This is a genomic window from Pacificibacter maritimus (genome assembly GCF_003814915.1).
In the GTDB taxonomy this organism is placed as follows: domain Bacteria; phylum Pseudomonadota; class Alphaproteobacteria; order Rhodobacterales; family Rhodobacteraceae; genus Celeribacter; species Celeribacter maritimus.
In genome coordinates this window covers 807,660-826,321 of record NZ_RKQK01000001.1, presented here as the reverse complement: position 1 = coordinate 826,321, position 18,662 = coordinate 807,660, and the positions used below count along the sequence as shown (strand labels likewise).

14 protein-coding genes are annotated in these 18,662 nt (G+C 52.8%); 8 read left to right on the top strand and 6 right to left on the bottom strand.

What is annotated here, in order from left to right:
* Positions 1-52: 52 nt before the first annotated feature.
* The 3 genes from EDD53_RS03835 to dusA all read left to right on the top strand — a co-directional run bounded on the left by EDD53_RS03835 (position 53) and on the right by dusA (position 2,786).
* On the top strand, positions 53-1,033 hold the full coding sequence (locus EDD53_RS03835; RefSeq protein WP_123791855.1) for a siroheme synthase: 981 nt from the start codon (positions 53-55) through the stop codon (positions 1,031-1,033).
* A gap of 34 nt (positions 1,034-1,067) precedes the next feature.
* Positions 1,068-1,670 carry a nucleoside/nucleotide kinase family protein gene (locus tag EDD53_RS03830; protein WP_123791854.1) on the top strand — a complete coding sequence of 201 codons (603 nt, stop codon included), beginning with the start codon at positions 1,068-1,070 and terminating at the stop codon, positions 1,668-1,670.
* Positions 1,671-1,778: 108 nt separating this feature from the next.
* Positions 1,779-2,786: a tRNA dihydrouridine(20/20a) synthase DusA gene (gene dusA / locus EDD53_RS03825; RefSeq protein ID WP_246002188.1), complete on the top strand. Its 1,008-nt coding sequence runs from the start codon at positions 1,779-1,781 to the stop codon at positions 2,784-2,786.
* A 67-nt stretch (positions 2,787-2,853) separates the two neighbouring features.
* Here the strand turns inward: dusA and EDD53_RS03820 are convergent, their stop codons facing one another.
* The gene (locus tag EDD53_RS03820; protein ID WP_123791853.1) at positions 2,854-6,534 is read right to left on the bottom strand and encodes an efflux RND transporter permease subunit; all 3,681 of its coding nucleotides are present in this window, start codon (positions 6,532-6,534) and stop codon (positions 2,854-2,856) included.
* On the bottom strand, positions 6,531-7,631 hold the full coding sequence (locus EDD53_RS03815) for an efflux RND transporter periplasmic adaptor subunit (RefSeq protein WP_123791852.1): 1,101 nt from the start codon (positions 7,629-7,631) through the stop codon (positions 6,531-6,533). The genes EDD53_RS03820 and EDD53_RS03815 overlap by 4 nt, the downstream gene beginning before the upstream one ends.
* 515 nt (positions 7,632-8,146) lie before the next feature.
* On the opposite strand from EDD53_RS03815, the gene EDD53_RS03810 reads away from it, so the two are divergent.
* From EDD53_RS03810 to der, 3 genes are all read left to right on the top strand, one after another.
* A complete protein-coding gene (locus tag EDD53_RS03810; protein WP_246002186.1) occupies positions 8,147-8,806 on the top strand; it encodes a tetratricopeptide repeat protein in 660 nt (219 codons plus the stop codon).
* A 111-nt stretch (positions 8,807-8,917) separates the two neighbouring features.
* Positions 8,918-10,246 carry a PQQ-binding-like beta-propeller repeat protein gene (locus tag EDD53_RS03805; RefSeq protein ID WP_123791850.1) on the top strand — a complete coding sequence of 443 codons (1,329 nt, stop codon included), beginning with the start codon at positions 8,918-8,920 and terminating at the stop codon, positions 10,244-10,246.
* Between the two features lie 100 nt (positions 10,247-10,346).
* Positions 10,347-11,837: a ribosome biogenesis GTPase Der gene (der, locus tag EDD53_RS03800; protein ID WP_123791849.1), complete on the top strand. Its 1,491-nt coding sequence runs from the start codon at positions 10,347-10,349 to the stop codon at positions 11,835-11,837.
* Positions 11,838-11,919: 82 nt separating this feature from the next.
* Here der and xth read toward each other — a convergent pair whose 3' ends face one another.
* The 4 genes from xth to EDD53_RS03780 form a co-directional block, all read right to left on the bottom strand.
* Entirely contained in the window at positions 11,920-12,750 is an 831-nt protein-coding gene (gene xth / locus EDD53_RS03795) for an exodeoxyribonuclease III (RefSeq protein WP_123791848.1), read from the bottom strand.
* A 54-nt stretch (positions 12,751-12,804) separates the two neighbouring features.
* The gene (locus tag EDD53_RS03790) at positions 12,805-14,007 is read right to left on the bottom strand and encodes a BaiN/RdsA family NAD(P)/FAD-dependent oxidoreductase (protein WP_123791847.1); all 1,203 of its coding nucleotides are present in this window, start codon (positions 14,005-14,007) and stop codon (positions 12,805-12,807) included.
* 121 nt (positions 14,008-14,128) lie between these two features.
* On the bottom strand, positions 14,129-14,464 hold the full coding sequence (locus EDD53_RS03785) for a hypothetical protein (RefSeq protein ID WP_123791846.1): 336 nt from the start codon (positions 14,462-14,464) through the stop codon (positions 14,129-14,131).
* Between the two features lie 464 nt (positions 14,465-14,928).
* On the bottom strand, positions 14,929-15,255 hold the full coding sequence (locus EDD53_RS03780; protein WP_484213822.1) for a HesB/IscA family protein: 327 nt from the start codon (positions 15,253-15,255) through the stop codon (positions 14,929-14,931).
* A 130-nt stretch (positions 15,256-15,385) separates the two neighbouring features.
* On the opposite strand from EDD53_RS03780, the gene EDD53_RS03775 reads away from it, so the two are divergent.
* Positions 15,386-16,564: a deoxyguanosinetriphosphate triphosphohydrolase gene (locus EDD53_RS03775; protein WP_123791844.1), complete on the top strand. Its 1,179-nt coding sequence runs from the start codon at positions 15,386-15,388 to the stop codon at positions 16,562-16,564.
* Positions 16,565-16,629: 65 nt separating this feature from the next.
* Entirely contained in the window at positions 16,630-18,573 is a 1,944-nt protein-coding gene (locus EDD53_RS03770; RefSeq protein ID WP_123791843.1) for a cation:proton antiporter, read from the top strand.
* Positions 18,574-18,662 lie beyond the last annotated feature (89 nt).

The window sequence follows — 18,662 nt, the reverse complement described above, 5'->3', positions numbered from 1 at the left end:
TGAGTGCGTTCTAGAACACTTCACAAGACCTGCGCAAAAAGAGACGAGCCAGATGAAATTTTTTCCGATGTTCCTGCGGATGGCGGACCGCGATGTCATTGTCGTTGGTGGTGGTGAAACCGCCGCGCAAAAGGCACGGCTTTTGCTGAAAACCGAAGCACGTATCACCTTTGTCGCGCCGCATCTTGATGACGAATTGCAAGCACTGGTCACAGAAGGCCGTGCCAGCCATAGCACAGGGCAGATTACGCCCGATACATTTCGCGGTGCCGCTTTGACCTTTGTTGGCACGGGCTGTCCTGGGCTCGATGCGTCGATCCACGCGCTGGTGCAGGTGGCGGGCGCTTTGGTCAATGTTGTTGATCAGCCGCATCTGTGCGAAGCCAATACGCCCAGCCTTGTGGACCGCGATCCATTGGTGGTGGCCATCGGCACAGAAGGGGCTGCGCCCGTTTTGGCCCGCCAGATTAAAACTCATTTGGAACAAGTGCTTGAACCTAATTTGGGCGATCTTGTTGCGCTTGGGGGGCGTTTGCGCTCGGCTGCCATGCAGCATGTGCACAAAGACAAACGCCGCGCCTTTTGGCGCTGGGTCTATGCGGATCGTCCGCGTCAATTATTTGCACGTGGGGCTGCACGCGAGGCGGCAGAACTGATTAAAGCGGCGATTAAACATGGCGCAGCCCCAGATGATGCGGGCCAAGGCTCTGTGACGGTCGTCAGCGTGGGGTCGCCTGAGCCAGATCTGATGACCCTGCGTGCCGTTCAACGTCTGCAAGAGGCCGATATGGTGATCGCAGCTGATCCTGACTTTGCTCCGATTTTAGAATTGGCACGCCGCGATGCAGACCGCCTTATCGTTGGCAAGGATCATGGCACAGCAACGTGGTTGTTGTCTGATCAGCGCAAAGCCGCGTTAAGCGAATGTGAAACGGGGGCGCGTGTGGTTTGGCTCGTAGCTCAACGTGATGCTGAACGGGCCAGTTTTGGTCTGTCGAATGAAACCGAGATCATTCCCGCTGTTCAGCAATAATGGTCGCGCGGCGTTTATAGGGATAGGATTTGGCATGTCTCCACAAGAAATTTTGGCACAGATACAAGCGGGCTGCCCCGCAAAGGGGCGTAGGATTATTGCGGTGGCGGGAGCACCTGCCAGCGGAAAATCAACTTTAGCCGAAAGCTTGGCGCAGCTCTGTCCAAAGTCTTGCGTTGTGCCGATGGATGGGTTTCACCGCGACAATGAAGACCTAAAACAAGCTGGGTTGTTTCACGTTAAAGGCGCGCCTCAAACCTTTGATGTCAAATCGTTTATAGATGTCGTTTCATCTATGCGCAGCGGCCAAGACATCACTTTTCCCACATTTGATCGCGCCAATGATTGCGTGGTGCCCAAGGGCGGCGTTCTTGCGGCGTCAATTGAAACGGTGTTTGTTGAGGGGAATTATGTGTTGCTAGGCCAAGCGCCTTGGGATCAGTTGGCACAGCTTTGGGATTATAGCGTGATGCTGAATGTGCCCGAAGATGAGTTGGAAAAGCGCCTGATTGCACGCTGGGTCCATTACGGGTTTGATCCTGAAGCCGCACGCGCACGCGCATTGGCCAATGATATTCCCAACGCGCAGACCGTCAGTCGCCACAGTTTGCAAGCTGATTTGACAGTGACACAGTAAGGCGGTTATATCCGCGATCTTGCCACATCAAAGCCATTCGATCAACGGGCGCAGGGTGGATATATCTTGTGACACCAGCCTGATCTAGACAAAGCGACGAGACCCATTATGCCCGATACATCGCGTGATAAAATGACCTCTGTGATCCGTAGCGCGCGCCTGTCGGTGGCGCCTATGATGCAATGGACAGATCGTCACTGTCGGGTCTTTCATCGGCTGATGTCGCAGCACAGTTTGCTTTATACCGAAATGGTGACAGCGCCTGCTTTGGTGCGGGGTGGGGCGCGCCATTTGTTGGAATTCTACCCAGCAGAGCATCCCGTTGCTGTGCAGCTTGGCGGATCGGATGCCGCCGAATTGGCTGAGGCCACGCGCATGTGCTGCGATGAGGGCTATGATGAGGTCAACCTCAATGTGGGGTGCCCGTCGGATCGTGTGCAATCTGGTGCCTTCGGGGCGATTTTGATGACTCAACCTGATCTGGTTGCCGATTGTGTCAGCGCTATGCGTGCGGCATCTTCGGTTGAGGTGACTGTGAAATGCAGGATCGGTGTTGATGACCAAATTCCCGAAGATGTCTTGCCCCAGTTTTTGCAAAAAATGCAAGACGCGGGTGTGACGCGTTTGACCATCCATGCCCGTAAAGCTTGGCTGAAAGGTCTGTCCCCTAAAGAAAACCGTGATATCCCTCCATTGGATTACCCTTTGGTATACGCCATGAAACAGGCCTTTCCCGATCTGCATCTCTCCATCAATGGCGGGATCTCGACTGAGGCGGCGGTAAAAGAACACTTGCAGCATATGGACGGCGTCATGGTGGGACGTGCGGCCTATCATCAGCCCTATGACATTCTTGGCAATGCGGATGCGGTGATCTTTGGCGACACACGCCAGCCGTTGTCACGTGTCGAAGTGGTTATGGCGATGCAAGATCATATCGAACGGCATGTCGCCGCAGGGGGAAAGCTGTCGCAAATCACCAAACATATGCTTGGCCTCTTTGCTGGCCTGCCAGGTGCGCGAAACTGGCGGCGTATTTTGTCGGATGGTGCGCATCAAGAGGGCGCTGGATTTGACGTTGTGCGTGACGCATTGTTGGCGGTTGACGCGCGCTAGACCGCTTGAGCTTCGGCGACAAAAAGCAAAGGCCCGCGTGATCAACACGCGGGCGTTTTCTTGCGGCTTACTCTGCGGCTTTGGCACTTCCCGATTTGGACGACTTCGGAGGCTTCACCGTTTTGGGTTTTGGATCAGGCTCACTGTCATCCTCACGCTGTGCATCAGGCGCTGGATCTGCCTCGCTATGGGTGTCTTGCTGCGGTGGCCAAACTGCATCCCAGATGAATTCAGGATCGCGGGTACGCTTGGCCTCTTTTGCCAAAATGAAATCCTGCGCGCGACGGCCTTCGCGCCCAAGTAAAATGGCAAGTCGGCTGAAGATATAGCGCATAATCACCCAGAACCACACCCGCAGCGCCAGCATAGCAGGGGTGAACACCAGCGTCAGGATTGTGGAAATCCCCAGACCAAAGACCACAGCCGTGGCAAGGTTTGTCCAGAAAGCCGCAGTCGGCGAGTTGATCGAATATCCACCATCAACGAAATCCAAAGACAGGCCAAACATCATGGGTGTTAGGCCAGCCATTGTGGTGATGGTGGTCAAAAGAACAGGGCGAATGCGATCTTCGGCGGTGCGCACGATGGCATCAATGCGCGGCATAAACCGCGAATAGTCTTGGAAGGTGTCGATCAAAACGATGTTGTTGTTCACCACAATCCCCGCCAGCGCAACGATCCCCACGCCTGTCATGATGAAGCCAAAGGTCATATCCATTACCAAAAGCCCCACCAGAACCCCTGCGGTGGACATCACAACAGCCATAAGCACCAAAATGGAGTTGTAGAAAGAATTGAACTGAGCCAGCAAAATGATGAACATCAGCGCGAGGGCTGCGGCAAAAGCCTTGCCAAGAAACGCACCTGTTTCGCGTTGTTCTTCGTCATCGCCTGTCCATTCCCACGTCACACCTTGCGGCAAATCAGCCTCGTCTGTGAGCCAAGCTGTCAGCAATTCTATGCGTTCTGTTGGGGTGATGATGGTGCCATCAGCGGTTGTTAAATCAGGGGTCACACCTGCTTTGACGTCAAAATAGCGCTTTTGATCAATGCGGTCGATCTGTGCCAATTTTTGCACGGGTTTGCGCGTGATGAAATTCGACAAAGGCACAAGACCCTCTGGCGTGCGCACTTTTAGGCTGTCCAAAGTTGACATCACGCGGTCTTTTTCGGGCATTCTGACACGGATATCAATTTCTTCATCCGAGCTTGGCACGCGCATGGTGTCCAAGGTGATCCCACGGGTCACAAGCTGCACCATCCCGCCAATGGTCGCGACATCTGCGCCGTAACGGCCCGCTTTGGCGATATCCACATCAATTTGCCAATCAATGCCAGGAAGCGGACGGGTGTCTTCGATATCCGCCAAACCTTGGGTGGCTTCATATTTGTCGCGCACCACTGTCACGGCTTGATCTAGGGCCTCAAAATCATCACCAGCCAAACGCAGGTGCACAGGTTTTGCAGAAGACGGACCGCCTGTGAGTTCGGTGATTTCGCCATAGATACCAGGAATTTGGTCAATACGCTCTTGCAGTTGGTCCAAGACATAATTGCCATCAAATTCTTCGGATACAAATGTGTTTTCAAAGAACAAAAAGCCGTCTTCGGTGGTGGTTGGGCGATCATCCCAAGGGATCAATTCGACTTGAATTTGCCCGATCGTATCCCGTGGGCCTTCGCCGCCACCCGTGTTGGCGTTCAGCCCGCCAGCCCCTGCAAATGTAAAGGCGTTGTCGACACCGACTTGGGTCAGCACTGTGTCTTCAACTTGTTTTACCAGTGCGTCTTTTTCAGCCAAAGACAGGTTGCCCCGCGCGCGCACGTAAATAATAGCCTGCTCGGGTTCTCCTGCTGGAAAAAACTCAACGCCCTTGCCATGGGTTCCGTAGAAATTGAAGATGGTCAACACGCTGCCGATAACGAGGGCGATGGTCACCAGCGGCATTACAGGGTTGCCTGCAATGGCGTAAGTAAACCAGCCAAAGGGCGAGCGTTTGTAGCCTGTGCTGACCTTGGTTTCTGACTTGTCGCGACCCGCTGCCGCCAAAGTGATCCCAGATAAGGACGAGCCGATCACAAATAACACGCCGCCAAGAATCAAACCCGCTGGCCCATCAGGGGCTGTGCCCCCAAAAAGATAGCTTGGATTCATCAGCTGGCGCAGCGCGACAAAGACCAAATATGTGCAAGGCACCACAAGTGCCGCACGCACAATCCATGGCAGGTTGGCTTTGAGCACCGCAGAGCTGTTGTCAAACAGCCGCGAAATACGCCCTGAAACGCCGCCCATAACGGGCAGGTAAATCAAGGCGACAATCAGTGACGCACTCAGAACAAAGATAATGGTGATCGGCAACATGCCCATAAATTGTCCCGCAACACCAGGCCAGAACAGCAGGGGCAAAAACGCGCAAAGTGTTGTCGCAGTCGATGACACAATCGGCCAGAACATGCGTTTTGCAGCTTCAACAAAGGCCGCCATCGGGCCTTCACCTTCGGACATTTTGCGATCTGCGTATTCGACAACAACAATGGCGCCATCGACCAACATGCCAACGGCCAAAATCAAACCGAACATAACGATATTGGAAATGGTAATGCCCAAAAGGCTCAGTAGAATGAAGCACAGCAAAAAGGATGTGGGAATTGCAAAGCCAACCAAAAGGGCGGATCTGATGCCGAGCGAGGCGAGGACCACGATCATCACCAAAGCCACAGCCGTCAAAACCGAGCCTTCAAGTTGGCTAACCATTGAGGCCACTTGGGTCGATTGATCGTTGGACGTGCCGACAGTAATGGCTTCTTGCAGGGTCTCAGGCCATGTGCTGACTTCGGCATCCACTTCGGATTTTAGCAATTCAACAGTGTCAATAATCGGAAAGCCTTTGCGTTTCACGATTTGTAAAGCAACGCTGTCGACACCGTTAAACCGTGCGGTGCCTTCGCGGTCTTCAAAGGTCAGATTGATCGTGGCCAGATCGCCTAAGGTGATCACTCGGTCGCCGTTTACCTTGACAGGCAGTTCCATCACATCGCCTTGGTCATCAAAGGATGCTGGGATTTTCAGGCCGAAGGTGCCTGAGTTGGTGCTGACTTCACCCGCTGCGACCAATTGGTTGTTGCTGGTGACCACTTGGATCAATTCTTGGGCTGTGACGTTATAGGCCTCAAGACGCAGAGGGTCTATCAAGACCTCTAACATCTCATCGCGGTTGCCAGTGAGTTGCGCTTCTAGAACAGGTTCCAGTCCTTCAAGGCGATCTTGCAGCCTGCGCGCATATTGCACCAAAGTACGTTCTGGCACGTCGCCTGTCAGGTTAACGATAAGGATCGGAAATTCAGAAAAGTTGATTTCGTTGATCGTATAGTTGTCAGCACCTGCGGGAAATTTTCCCTCGACACGGCTCATGCGGTCGCGCACATCGGCCATGACTTGGGATTTGTCCCAGCCGAATTCAAATTGCAACGCAATGCCCGCATAGCCTTCAGCGGCTGTGCCCGACATCACATCTAAGCCGTCGAGATCCGACAATTCCGTTTCCATCGGCTTGACCAATAAACGTTCACTGTCTTCGGCTGAAATCCCTTGAAAGGGAACCGATACAAACAAGGCGGGAATCTCGATATCGGGTTCGCCTTCTTTGGGCACATTCACATAGGCTGCTCCCCCAACCACAAGGGTTAGGATAATAAAGGCCATGATCATGCGGGCGCGTTCTCCCGCCCAATCGACTATTCCAGTCATTGGGTTTGCTCCTCAAAATGAGGATCTACAATCACACCTTCGCGCACATATTCATGGCCCACTGTGATGATATCAGCCTGTTGGGGCAAACCTGCGACCCAAATGCCGTCTTGCGTATCGCGGATCACTTCGATGGGGTTGAATTCGACAATATTGTCAGCATTGACCGTACGCAGGCCGATCACGCCGTCATTGTTGAGCGTCAAAGCAGATTGCGCCACCAAATGCGCCAAACGGCCTGCGGATGAAATGCCGATTTCGACGGTTTGACCATCGCGAATGGTAAAGTCTGTGTTTGGCACTTCCATTTCAACGCGGAATGTCCGCGTGGCGGGATCGGAAGAGCGGGACAAAAACGTCACACGCCCCGAAACGGTCTGGCCTGAAATCAAACGTGCCCCCGCCAAAGCCCCGACTTCTATCTTGTTGACTTCGGCTTCTGGGGCAAATCCAACCAGTTTGATCGGGTCAAGTTGAATGACCGTCGCACATTCAGATCCCGCTTGAAGCAATGTGCCGTATTCTGCTGTGTCAGTTTCCAAAAGACCTGCAAAAGGTGCTGTGATTTTCAAACGGTCGATATCGATTTGGGCTTGGGCAACACTTGCACGGGCATTTTCTAATGCGGCTTCGGCGGAAAGCACGCGTGTTTCTGCCGCAAAACCACCCTCTGATAGTTTTTGCGCGTTTTTCAAACCCACTTCGGCCTCTGCCAATGCAGCGCGCGCCTGTGCCAAAGTTGATGCGCGTATGCCTGGATCAAGCTCGCAAAGCAGTTGATCTTGTTTCACATATGCCCCTTTGCGCAAGGGGTCTGACACCACTTGGCCCCCCGTCTGGGCCGTGACTTTTACTTGACGCGCCGCTTCGGTTTCGCCGCGCAAGATCACAGCGCTGTCCAATTCGCGCGCGACCGAATGTATCGCCACAACTGAGACCGGCTTTGCCTCTTTGGTGTCGCTCAATCCGGGTGGGGCGGGCGTTTCGTCACTTTCTGTTTCGGAAACTTGGTTCCCAGTCAGCTGATCTCGATCAAAAATAAAGAAATACAAGCCGATGCTCACAAGCACAGCGATGACGATGGACATAATACGCATGAGAGAATTGTTTTCCGTATATATTTTGCAGGCGCGGGCCAGCGATGGTTTCGATCAAGCCAACTGTGGTCTCCACCACTTTGTGGAAAGCAAGGCTGACAAATAATTTAGGGTTTCAGCCACAAACAAATGCAGCTTAACGTCAAACGCTATTCCCTAAGCATAAACTTGCCGACAGAATGGAACCAAGCGTTCAAATAGGCAAGCCTAAGACGATCAAATCCCGTGTTTTGATGAGTTAGGACCGACAAAGGTGATTTCAATTGACCTCAATCGACAAACTGCACAATCTGCTAGTCGCAATTGCGCACAAAATGCGGCCTATGATGTATCGTTTTACGACATACACGTCGTGAAGTAGACATCTACAGTGCGGAAAATTGATACCGAGAAGCAAGGTTAAAGGGACATGCCCTTGGCAATGCTTTGCGGTTCAGGGTAAGAGAGTGCGCAAGACAATCAAAACGTGGGCAAATTGACGCCGCACGACGAGAAAGACAAAGCTGGGGGCCAGTGTGAGCGATACAGATAGTTTCATCGATGAGGTGACCGAAGAAGTGCAACGCGACAAGCTTTATGGCTTGTTGCGCAAATACGGTTGGATCGGTGTTGTCGCTGTGATTGGCATCGTCGGTGGCGCATCCTATAATGAATGGTCCAAAGCCAAAGCCGCCAGTGCTGCTCAGGCGAATGGCGATGCGATTACCGCAGCCCTGAGTGCGGGCGGCGATGATGCAAAAGCACGCGCCGCAGCCTTGCAAGAGGCTGGCATCACGGGGTCAGCACGTTTGGTGGCCGATATGATCCGCGCAGGCGAATTGCACGCCGCAGGCGATACCAAGGCTGCGATTTCTGCGCTGGCGCCCTATACAGTTGATGCGACCCTAGATGCTGTATTTCGGGATTTGGCGATCTTAAAAACGGCTATGATCGGTGCAAGTGAAATTTCACCCGAAGATCGTATCACGCAGCTCGCAGGGATCGCGTCACCTGGCGCACCTTACCGCTTGCTGGCAGAAGAACAGATCGCAACAGCACAGGTCGAATTGGGTGATATTCAAGTGGCCGTCAACGGCCTGCGCGCTATCTCACAAGACGTAGAAGCAACCGAGGCGCTTCGCCGCCGAAGCTTGCAAATGATCGTTGCCCTTGGTGCCGATCCTGCCCCACAATAGGGCTTGAAATAACGGCGAGGGGGCTGATCGCAGTCCCCTGTGCTGCATGAACACGCTTAAAGGGTCACCAGTGTGGCGCTTGCAAACTGAATTTGGACGAAGGATCTTCCTATGATCGCTCAGGCTGGTAAAACAGGGCTACTTTTATTGGCGATTGGCCTATCGGCCTGTTCTGATCCGAACAATGTGATCTTACAAGGCGTGCGTCTGGACGCGCGCACTGGTGCGCCTGCCACGGATACGCAGTCAGCACAGGCCAACCGATCTGCAGCCATTTCACTGGGCAATCAGGTGTCACGCGCCAGCTGGACCCATGCGGGCGGATCCGCGTCTCATGCCTCTGGTCACAATGCTTTCACCGCAGGTACGCCTGTGGTTGCATGGACCGCGCCGATCGGCAAAGGAAACACACGCAAACTGCGTATTGCATCCGCACCTGTTGCAGGAAATGGCGTGATCGCGACCTATGATGCTGGCGCGACAGTCTCTGTGGTCTCTGCCTCTACTGGCGGATTGATTTGGTCTGCGGATTTGACGCCGAGCACAGAAAATCGTGGCGACGCCTCTAGCGGCTCTTTGGCACTTTCTGGCGATACACTTTTGGCGGCCTCAGCCTATGGCGAAGTCGTGGCCTTTGATCTCACCAGCGGCGCTGTCAAATGGCGTCAGCGCTTGGATGCGGCAGGGGCCTCTGGTCTGACGATCCACAAAGGTTTGGCCTATGTGGTTGGGGGCGATTCGCAGCTTTGGGCGATTGATTTGGTGACGGGTCTGGTGAAATGGCAGGTTTCAGGTTCTGAAACAACCGCGTCACGGGTCGGCGCTGCGGCGCCTGCTGTAAATGATCGTTTGGCGGTTGTGCCATTCGCATCGGGTGACATCTTGGGCGTGTTCCGCAAAGGCGGCACGCAATTGTGGTCAGCCTCCTTGGCGGGGCAACGTGCGGGCGTGGTTTATGCCAATGTGTCTGACATCACATCCGACCCTGTTATCCTTGGCAATACGGTCTACATGGGCAACCAAGCGGGGCGCTATGCGGCCTATGATATGGAAACAGGCGCACGTCGCTGGACAGCCGATGAAGGCGCTTACAGCCCCGCGTCGGTGATTGGTGGATCTGTGTTCTTGATCTCGGATCGTGGTCAACTTGTGCGTTTGTCTGCACAAGATGGTTCCGTGATTTGGCGTCAGCAATTGCCATATTTTACCACGGATAAAATCCGCAAACGCAAAGATGTATTCGCCCATTACGGACCTGTGGCTGCGGGTGGCAAACTTTGGGTCGCCTCATCCGATAAGATTTTGCGCGGGTTTTCCCCGACAAATGGCGCTTTGAGCACTCAGATCGCTTTGCCTGCTGGTGCTGCCTCTGATCCTATTGTCGTTGGTGGTGTCATGTATGTTTTGCTTGAAAATGGCACTTTGGCGGCTGTGAAATAGGGCCAACTGCGCCCTATACCACCGTTAATGCGCTTTACCCTTTACCCCGAACGCCCTTTGGGTGTATCGGGGCCACTTGATATGAAAAGCGGGATCTCCCATGAGTTTTACACTTGCAATCGTTGGCCGCCCGAATGTGGGCAAATCGACCCTGTTCAACCGTTTGGTTGGGCGCCGTTTGGCATTGGTTGATGACCAACCAGGCGTGACCCGCGATCTGCGCGAAGGCGAAGCCAAATTGCAAGGTTTGCCCTTTACCGTGATCGATACTGCGGGCTTGGAAGAGGCCACAGATGAAAGCCTGCAAGGGCGGATGCGGGCCTTGACTGAACGCGCTGTTGGCATGGCGGATGTCTGTCTGTTTTTGGTCGATGGTCGCACAGGGATTTTACCTGCGGATGAAGTTTTTGCTGACATCCTGCGCCGTAAATCCGCGCGTGTGATCTTGGGGGTCAACAAAGCCGAAGGCCACGCAGGTGAATCTGGTTTTCTTGAAGCCTATTCCCTTGGTCTCGGCGACCCCGTGCGTATGTCTGCAGAGCACGGCGAAGGCATGTCTGATCTCTACGATATGCTTGTGCCTATTGCGGAAGAATTCGAAGAACGCGCCCTGCGTGATACGCCTGAAACAGATGTTATCCTGACAGATGAAGATTTCGAAGAAGACGGCGATTCCTTGGGGGGCTCGCGTGAATTTACGTTTGAAAAGCCTTTGCAGATCGCGGTTGTCGGTCGCCCGAACGCTGGTAAATCTACGCTTATCAATAAGTTACTTGGCGAAGAACGTCTGCTCACTGGCCCCGAGGCTGGTATCACACGTGACAGTATTTCTGTCACGATGGACTGGAACGACACGCCTGTGCGTGTCTTCGATACGGCTGGGATGCGCAAAAAAGCCAAGGTTCAGGAAAAGCTTGAAAAACTATCTGTCTCTGACGGTCTGCGCGCGGTGAAATTCGCCGAAGTTGTGGTTGTTTTGTTGGATGTGTCTATTCCGTTTGAACAGCAAGACCTGCGCATTGCCGATTTGGCCGAACGCGAAGGGCGCGCTGTGGTTATCGCGGTCAACAAATGGGACGAAGAAGGCGATAAATCTAATAAAGCCAAGCTTTTGCGCGAAGAATTTGCACGCTTATTGCCGCAGCTCAAAGGCGCGCAACTTGTGACTGTCTCTGCCAAAACCGGCAAAAATTTGGACAAGCTGCAAGAAGCCATTTTGAAAGCCCATGAAATTTGGAACCGCCGCGTACCGACGGCGCGTTTGAATTCTTGGCTAAAAGCCATGACCGAAGCGCACCCGCCCCCCGCGCCAGGTGGGCGTCGCATTCGTCTGCGTTACATGACCCAAGCCAAAACACGTCCACCAGGTTTTGTGGTGATGTGTTCTTATGCGGATAAATTGAACGATAGCTATAAGCGCTATCTTATCAATGGCTTGCGGATCGATTTTGATATGCCTGGCACACCCATTCGGTTGTGGTTCCGCGATCAAGCTGATGCGAACCCTTATAAAAACAAAACCAAATCCGTGCCCTCACGCCTGCGCAAACACTTGGGCAAGGGCCGCGCAGATGAGAAAAAGCGCTACTGAGTTTGATCATACTTTATTAAAAAACGGCGCGATCCAGATAGGACGCGCCGTTTTTTCATCTCTGCATGACCTGCGTGATCGGTTACAGATCAAGATCAACCCAAATCGGTACATGGTCTGATGGTTTGGCCTTTGCACGTGCATAGGCATCAATCTGGCAGTCTTGCAAATGGTCCGCAGCTTGCGGGCACAGTAAAAAATGGTCAATGCGGATGCCATCATTGCGATCAAATGCACCTGCTTGATAATCCCAAAACGTATAGGTTTCATCCGCAGCGTTTTTAACCCGCAAGGCATCGGTAAAGCCCTGACCCATCAGTTTGCGAAACATTTCGCGGCTCTCAGGGCGAAACAGCGCGTCTTTACGCCAAGCATCGGGGCGTTTTGCATCCTCTGCTTGAGGAATCAGGTTGAAATCGCCCGCCATCAAGAACGGTTCTTCCAGTGCAAATAATTCAGCCGCGCGGTCATGCAAGCGTTGCATCCATTTCAGTTTGAAATCGTATTTTGAGCCCGCGACAGGCGTTCCATCTGCGTTCAAATCAACAGGGTTGCCATTTGGCAGATAGAGCCCGCAAATGCGCAGGGCTTTGTCTTTGCCCATGACGGTTGCTTCAATATAGCGCGCCTCAATGTCATCCGCGCCATCACGCCCCATGCCCGCGCCGTTTGGCAGGCCGCGCGTGACATCTTCCAGCGGCAGTTTTGACAAGATAGCGACGCCATTGAATGACTTTTGTCCATGGGTTTCAACGATATAACCCATGTCTTCGAAATGGGCGCGGGGAAAGTTTTCATCAACAGATTTGATTTCTTGCAAGACCACCACATCCACATCAGCCTCTTTTAACCAATCGGTTAGGGCATCGATGCGGGCTTTGATTCCATTGATGTTAAAGCTGGCAATTTTCATGGTGCGTCCTTGTTTTTTGTCAGTTTAGGGCCCCAAGCCTGCAAGGGAAAGTGGCTATTGCGCCTGATCTGCGATGGCGCGCCCGCATGCGGCGGCAGAGGACCATGCCCATTGAAAATTATACCCGCCAAGCCAGCCTGTCACATCGACAACCTCGCCAATGAAATACAGGCCTTTGACGGATTTGCTTTGCATGGTTTTGGAACTCAGCGCATCGGTATCCACGCCGCCCAAGGTCACTTCAGCGGTACGATAGCCTTCGGACCCCGTCGGTTTCAGGGTGAAGCGATGCAATTTATCCGCAAGCTCTTGCAGCGCTTTGTCAGATTGATCCGCCAGATTGCCCGTGAGTTGCAGTTTTTCAGCTAAGGTTACGGCCAGTTTTTTGGGAAAAAGCGTGGCCAATGCTGTGCCCATTTGGCGGCGTCCGTTTGATTGGCGTTCGCCGCGCAGAGCGTCAAAAATGGATGTTGAGGGCATCAGATTGACCTGCACCTCATCGCCCTCATGCCAATAATTCGACACTTGCAAGACCGCAGGGCCTGAAATGCCTCGGTGCGTAAACAACAAAGCTTCATCAAATGCGGTGTCATTTGCGGTCAAACGCCCATCAAGCGCAGTGCCAGCCAGTGGAGTGATCCATTCAAGGTCATGTGGGCCAAAGGTCAAAGGCACCAATCCAGCGCGAATATCAGTTACGGGCACATCAAACTGCTTGGCTATTTGATAGCCGATGCCCGTTGCGCCCATCTTGGGAATCGATTTTCCACCTGTAGCAACAACAATATTATCTGCTGTAACGGCTTTGCCCGATAAGATTAGGCTGAATTTGCTGTCCGTTTTACTGATGTCATCAAGAGTGGTTTCAAGCGTGATCTCGGCCGTGCCCGCCTCGGCCAGTAACATGTCGATAATCTGCGTGGCTTTGCCGTCGCAAAACAATTGTCCAAGGGTTTTTTCGTGATAGGCAATACGATGTTTTGCCACCAATTCGATGAAATCCCACTGGGTGTATCGGGCCAAAGCCGACTTGGCGAAATGTTTATTGGCGCTGATAAAGTTGTTTGGCCCCGCATAGATATTGGTGAAATTGCAGCGGCCCCCGCCAGAAATACGAATTTTATCGCCAGCGCGTTTGGCGTGGTCAATGACCAATACGGTGCCGCCCTTGGCCTGTGCAAAGCCTGCGCACATCAGTCCAGCAGCGCCTGCGCCCAAAATAATCGTATCGTAATGTTGTTTGCTTATCTTGCTCATATGCGCCGTAAACCATGAGGCGCATGTTCAGGCAAGTCTTTGATCACCCACCATACCCCCCGCAAAAGAAAAAGGCGGCCCATATGGACCGCCTTTCGGGAGGGAGGAAACTTAATTCGACTTAGTTGCGTTCGATTTGGTCGATTGCAACGTCAGCGCCGTTTGCTGTCAAAACAGCAACAACGTCTTGGCTGATGTTGTTTTTCAACTGAACTTTAACGTCTGTGTTCGCACCAGCGTGTACAGCTGCAGAACCCAAAAGTTCGCCGCGGCCGTCTGCGTTCAATTCGTAAACGTCAACTGTGCCAGCAGATGTTGCACGAACAAGGTCAAGAGAAACATATGATTTCAGGTCTTGGTTTGCGTCAGCAAAGATGTGGTCAGATGCGAATGCAGTTGAACCAGCACCAACAAGAACAGCAGCAGCAACGAGAGTTTTTACAGTAGAGTTAAACATTTTATAGTCCTTTCAAAACGCCATCCAGTGGCGCGATTTTATGTGTTCTAGCAGCGTCTCGCTTGCGTCATGCAAGTTTGTTTGCTGCCTTGCCATTTGATTTAGACTGCTTTGAAGAAATTGTAAGTGCTTGATCGATCACAAGAATAAGAGCGAAATTTGACTTTTTCGTGAGTGCTTCAACGCGCAGATTGCTAAATATTTTTGCACAGACGGAAAGTCAGTTTTCGCACGTGTATAGTGATCCAGCTTTGCCTTTGCTTCGTACGCGGGTGCGTTCAGGTATGTTGGTCAGGCAAAGCGCTACAGCTGCTTGCGCGACCAGACCAAGGCCGCGACTTGAAGCCTGCTCTACTCAGTTTGAAAATGCAAACATGAAAAAGGGCGCACTGCTGCGCCCGATATCTACCTGTCTTTGACGTGCTGGTTTGAAGCCGCCCTGTGCAGTCTGATCGCCAAGTGGCTTACATCGAAAAGGATGTGCCGCAGCCGCAAGACGATGTGGCATTGGGGTTTTCAATCACAAACCGCGCACCAATAAGTTCTTCGGTGAAATCAATCACAGCGTTTTCTAAAAAGGGCAGGGACACAGGGTCAATGACAACAACCGATCCTTCGCTTTTCAAGACAACATCATCGGGCGCAGGCGCATCCAAAGTGATGTCATATTGAAACCCCGAACAGCCGCCGCCGTCGACAGCCACACGAAGCGCTTTGACTTCGCCCAGTTCCGCGTTGATTTCCGCCAAGCGAGCGAAGGCGCGTGGGGTGACTTGGGGGGGCAATGTCAGTGTCATAGGTCAATCCAAGCTTATATCTGGCGTTTATCTGGTAAAAGCCACTGATTCAGGGCTTTAGCTGTTTGTCGCGCTGTTACTTTATACATATAAGGATGGCAACGCAGCTCGACAAGGACAGTCCATGCTCAAACCCTATGCAAGTCAACCCATGGAAACCCGTGGGAGACTTTTCGATGAAACGCTTTCGACTTTTCGCTCACCTTTTCAAAGGGATCGCGATAGGATTATTCATTCTTCGGCCTTTCGCCGTCTGAAACACAAGACCCAAGTTTTCGTTGAACACGAAGGCGATTATTACCGCACACGCTTGACCCATTCTATCGAAGTGGCCCAAGTGGCGCGCACGATTGCAGGCGCTTTGGGATTGAACGAAGGTCTGGCCGAAGCCATCGCATTGGCGCATGATTTAGGGCATTCTCCCTTCGGTCATACGGGCGAAGATGCGCTGGTCGATCTTATGGCGCCTTATGGCGGGTTTGATCATAACGCGCAGGCTTTGCGGATCGTGACCAAGCTGGAAAAACACTACGCCAATTTTGACGGGTTGAATCTGACATGGGAAAGCTTGGAAGGGATCGCCAAGCACAACGGGCCGATTGTTGGCCCCTATGCGGATCCCAAAAAACACCCCGCAGATGCGCCTGTGCCTTACGCTTTGGCCGAAGTAAATGACCGCTTTGATCTAGAGCTGCACACCTTCGCCTCAGCAGAAGCGCAGGTGGCTGCGATTGCCGATGACGTGGCCTATAATCATCACGATTTGCACGATGGCTTGCGCGCAGGCTTGTTTACGGCGGATGATTTGATGGAATTGCCTTTGACAGGCCCAGCCTATGAAGAGGTGGATCGGCTCTATCCTGATCTTGATCCCAATCGCCGCAATCACGAGGCTTTAAGGCGTATTTTCGGCTATATGGTCGAAGATGTGATTGCCATCGCGAACAACCGTTTGGCATCGGCCATGCCTGAAACGGCGCAGGATATTCGTGAGATGGACAGAACGATCATCCGCTTTTCAAAGCCGTTCTTTCAAAACCTGAAAGCGATTAAATCGTTCCTTTTCAACCGTATGTATCGCGCTCCTTCTGTGGTGGTTGAACGCAAGCGGGTGACGAAAATGGTCAATGGCTTGTTCCCACTGTTTATGGAAAAGCCCGATCTTTTGCCGCAAGAATGGCGCGCAGAGGTGGATTTGGCCAAAACCGATACGGAATTGGCACGGATCGTCCTTGATTATGTTGCAGGCATGACAGATCGTTTTGCGATACAAGAATATGAACGGCTGTTTGACGCCAAATAGTCTTACCCTATCTATCAGCTTGCTCCCCAAAACAGGGGGCTCACACCTAATCAGGAGATGCGCCCATGGCCGTTGAACAGGTTGCAGGATTAACCACCGTGCAGGCTTTTGCACTTGTTGGGGCTTTGGGGGTCGGCGCACAATGGGTTGCTTGGCGGCTTAAGTTGCCCGCCATTGTCATGATGTTGGCAGCAGGTCTCATTATCGGACCTGTAGCGGGGGTGTTCGATCCCAGTCGCGATATTGGACCCATTTTGCAGCCCCTGATTTCATTGGCCGTGGCTGTGATTTTGTTCGAAGGCGGGCTGACACTTGAATTGCACAAATTGGGCGATGCCAAACAAGGCGTCAAACGGTTGGTTTTTATCGGCGCGCCCTTGGGCTGGGCTTTGTCAACGGCGGCCTTGCATTACGGCGCAGGGCTTGGTTGGGAAGCCTCAACAGTTTTCGGCGGCATCATGGTTGTAACAGGCCCCACAGTGATCGCGCCTTTGCTGCGCCAAGCGAAATTAGACAAAAGGCCTGCAAATTTGCTGCAATGGGAAGCCATTGTAAACGATCCTATCGGCGCTTTGGCTGCGGTTTTGGCTTTTGAATTTGTGCTTGTCTCGCGCGAAGCAGAAACTTTGAATGCCGCCTTGGGGCAATTGGCCATGGGTTTCGTGGTCGCAAGTGTTGTTGGCGTTGCTGCAGGGCTGGGCATTGCGCGGGCTTTTCGTGGCGGGCTGGTGCCTGAATACATGAAAGTGCCTGTGCTCTTTGCCACGCTTTTGGTTTGTTTCGCGGTCCCTGATATGATGCTGCACGAAAGCGGTTTGCTGGCGGTGACTGTGATGGGCTTGGTGATTGCCAATGCTGATCTACCGTCTTTTGTTGAACTGCGGCGCTTTAAAGAACATGCCACCATCTTGTTGGTCTCAGGTGTGTTTATCTTGCTGGCTGCTTCGCTTGATTTTGCGTCTTTAGGCCAGCTCACGTGGCGCGCTGCTCTCTTTGTAGTCTTGATTGTGTTCATAGCCCGCCCTTTGACTGTCTTTATCTCGCTCTTGGGCACCAAATTGCCGCGCAATGAAAAGATTTTGATCGCCTTCACGGGGCCACGCGGTGTGGTTTTGGTGGCTGTCGCGGGGCTGTTTGGCGAACGTCTGGCTGCCGCGGGTGTGCAAGATGGGGCGATCATCGGCCCACTTGCCTTTGTGTTGGTTTTGGTCACGGTTGTCTTGCACGGCTTCACCTTGGCGCCAATTGCGCGCCTTTTGGGTTTGGCCGCAACTGGCACGCCAGGTATTTTGCTCGTCGGCGGATCACGCTTTACCACATCTTTGGCTGCGGCTTTGATGAAAGCTGATGTGCCCGTGGTGATTTCAGATACCAATCACGCGCGCTTGGTGCGTCCTCGCGCCAATAATGTGCCTGTGTTTTACGGTGATGTCTTGTCCGAGGCGGCAGAGCATTCTTTGGAAGTCTTGGCCCATGAGACCGTGATCGCGGCCAGTGAAAACGATGCCTATAACACGCTTGTCTCTACAGATTTGGGCGCTGAATTTGGCCGCGAACACACATGGCAAATTGCGCGTGCAAAGGGCGAAAAGTCGCGCCACGCTTTGCCAACCCAATTGGGGGGGCGCAAATTTGGTGCAGGTCTGACATTCCGTGAACTCGAAGATAAGATGAATCAAAACTGGTCTGTGCGTGTGACAAAACTGTCCGATACATTTGGCTTTGCTGAGTGGAAAGAGGCCAATCCGCAGGCCGTTCTATTAGGCGGCCTCAAAGAAGGCGGGACATTCAAACGCTTGTCGGTTGAAGATGCCAATCTGTTGTTCCCAAAGCGCGCTGACAAGACGATTGACGATATGCCCGAAGATCTGCGCGAGGCTGCGCGCGTTGAATTAAAACGCAAGTTTTCAGAAGCCAAACAAGCCGCAGCTTTATCTCAGTTTAAAGCTGGAATTCGTTTGGTTAGCCTTGCGCCACCTCAGGTACCAAACGCATCGTCAAAGGCATAAACCGCCAATTCCCCCACAAATCACGCAGCCTGTAGGACTGTGGGGGTGTTTGGGCCGTTGACCTGAGCGCGGGGAATGATACACCCAAG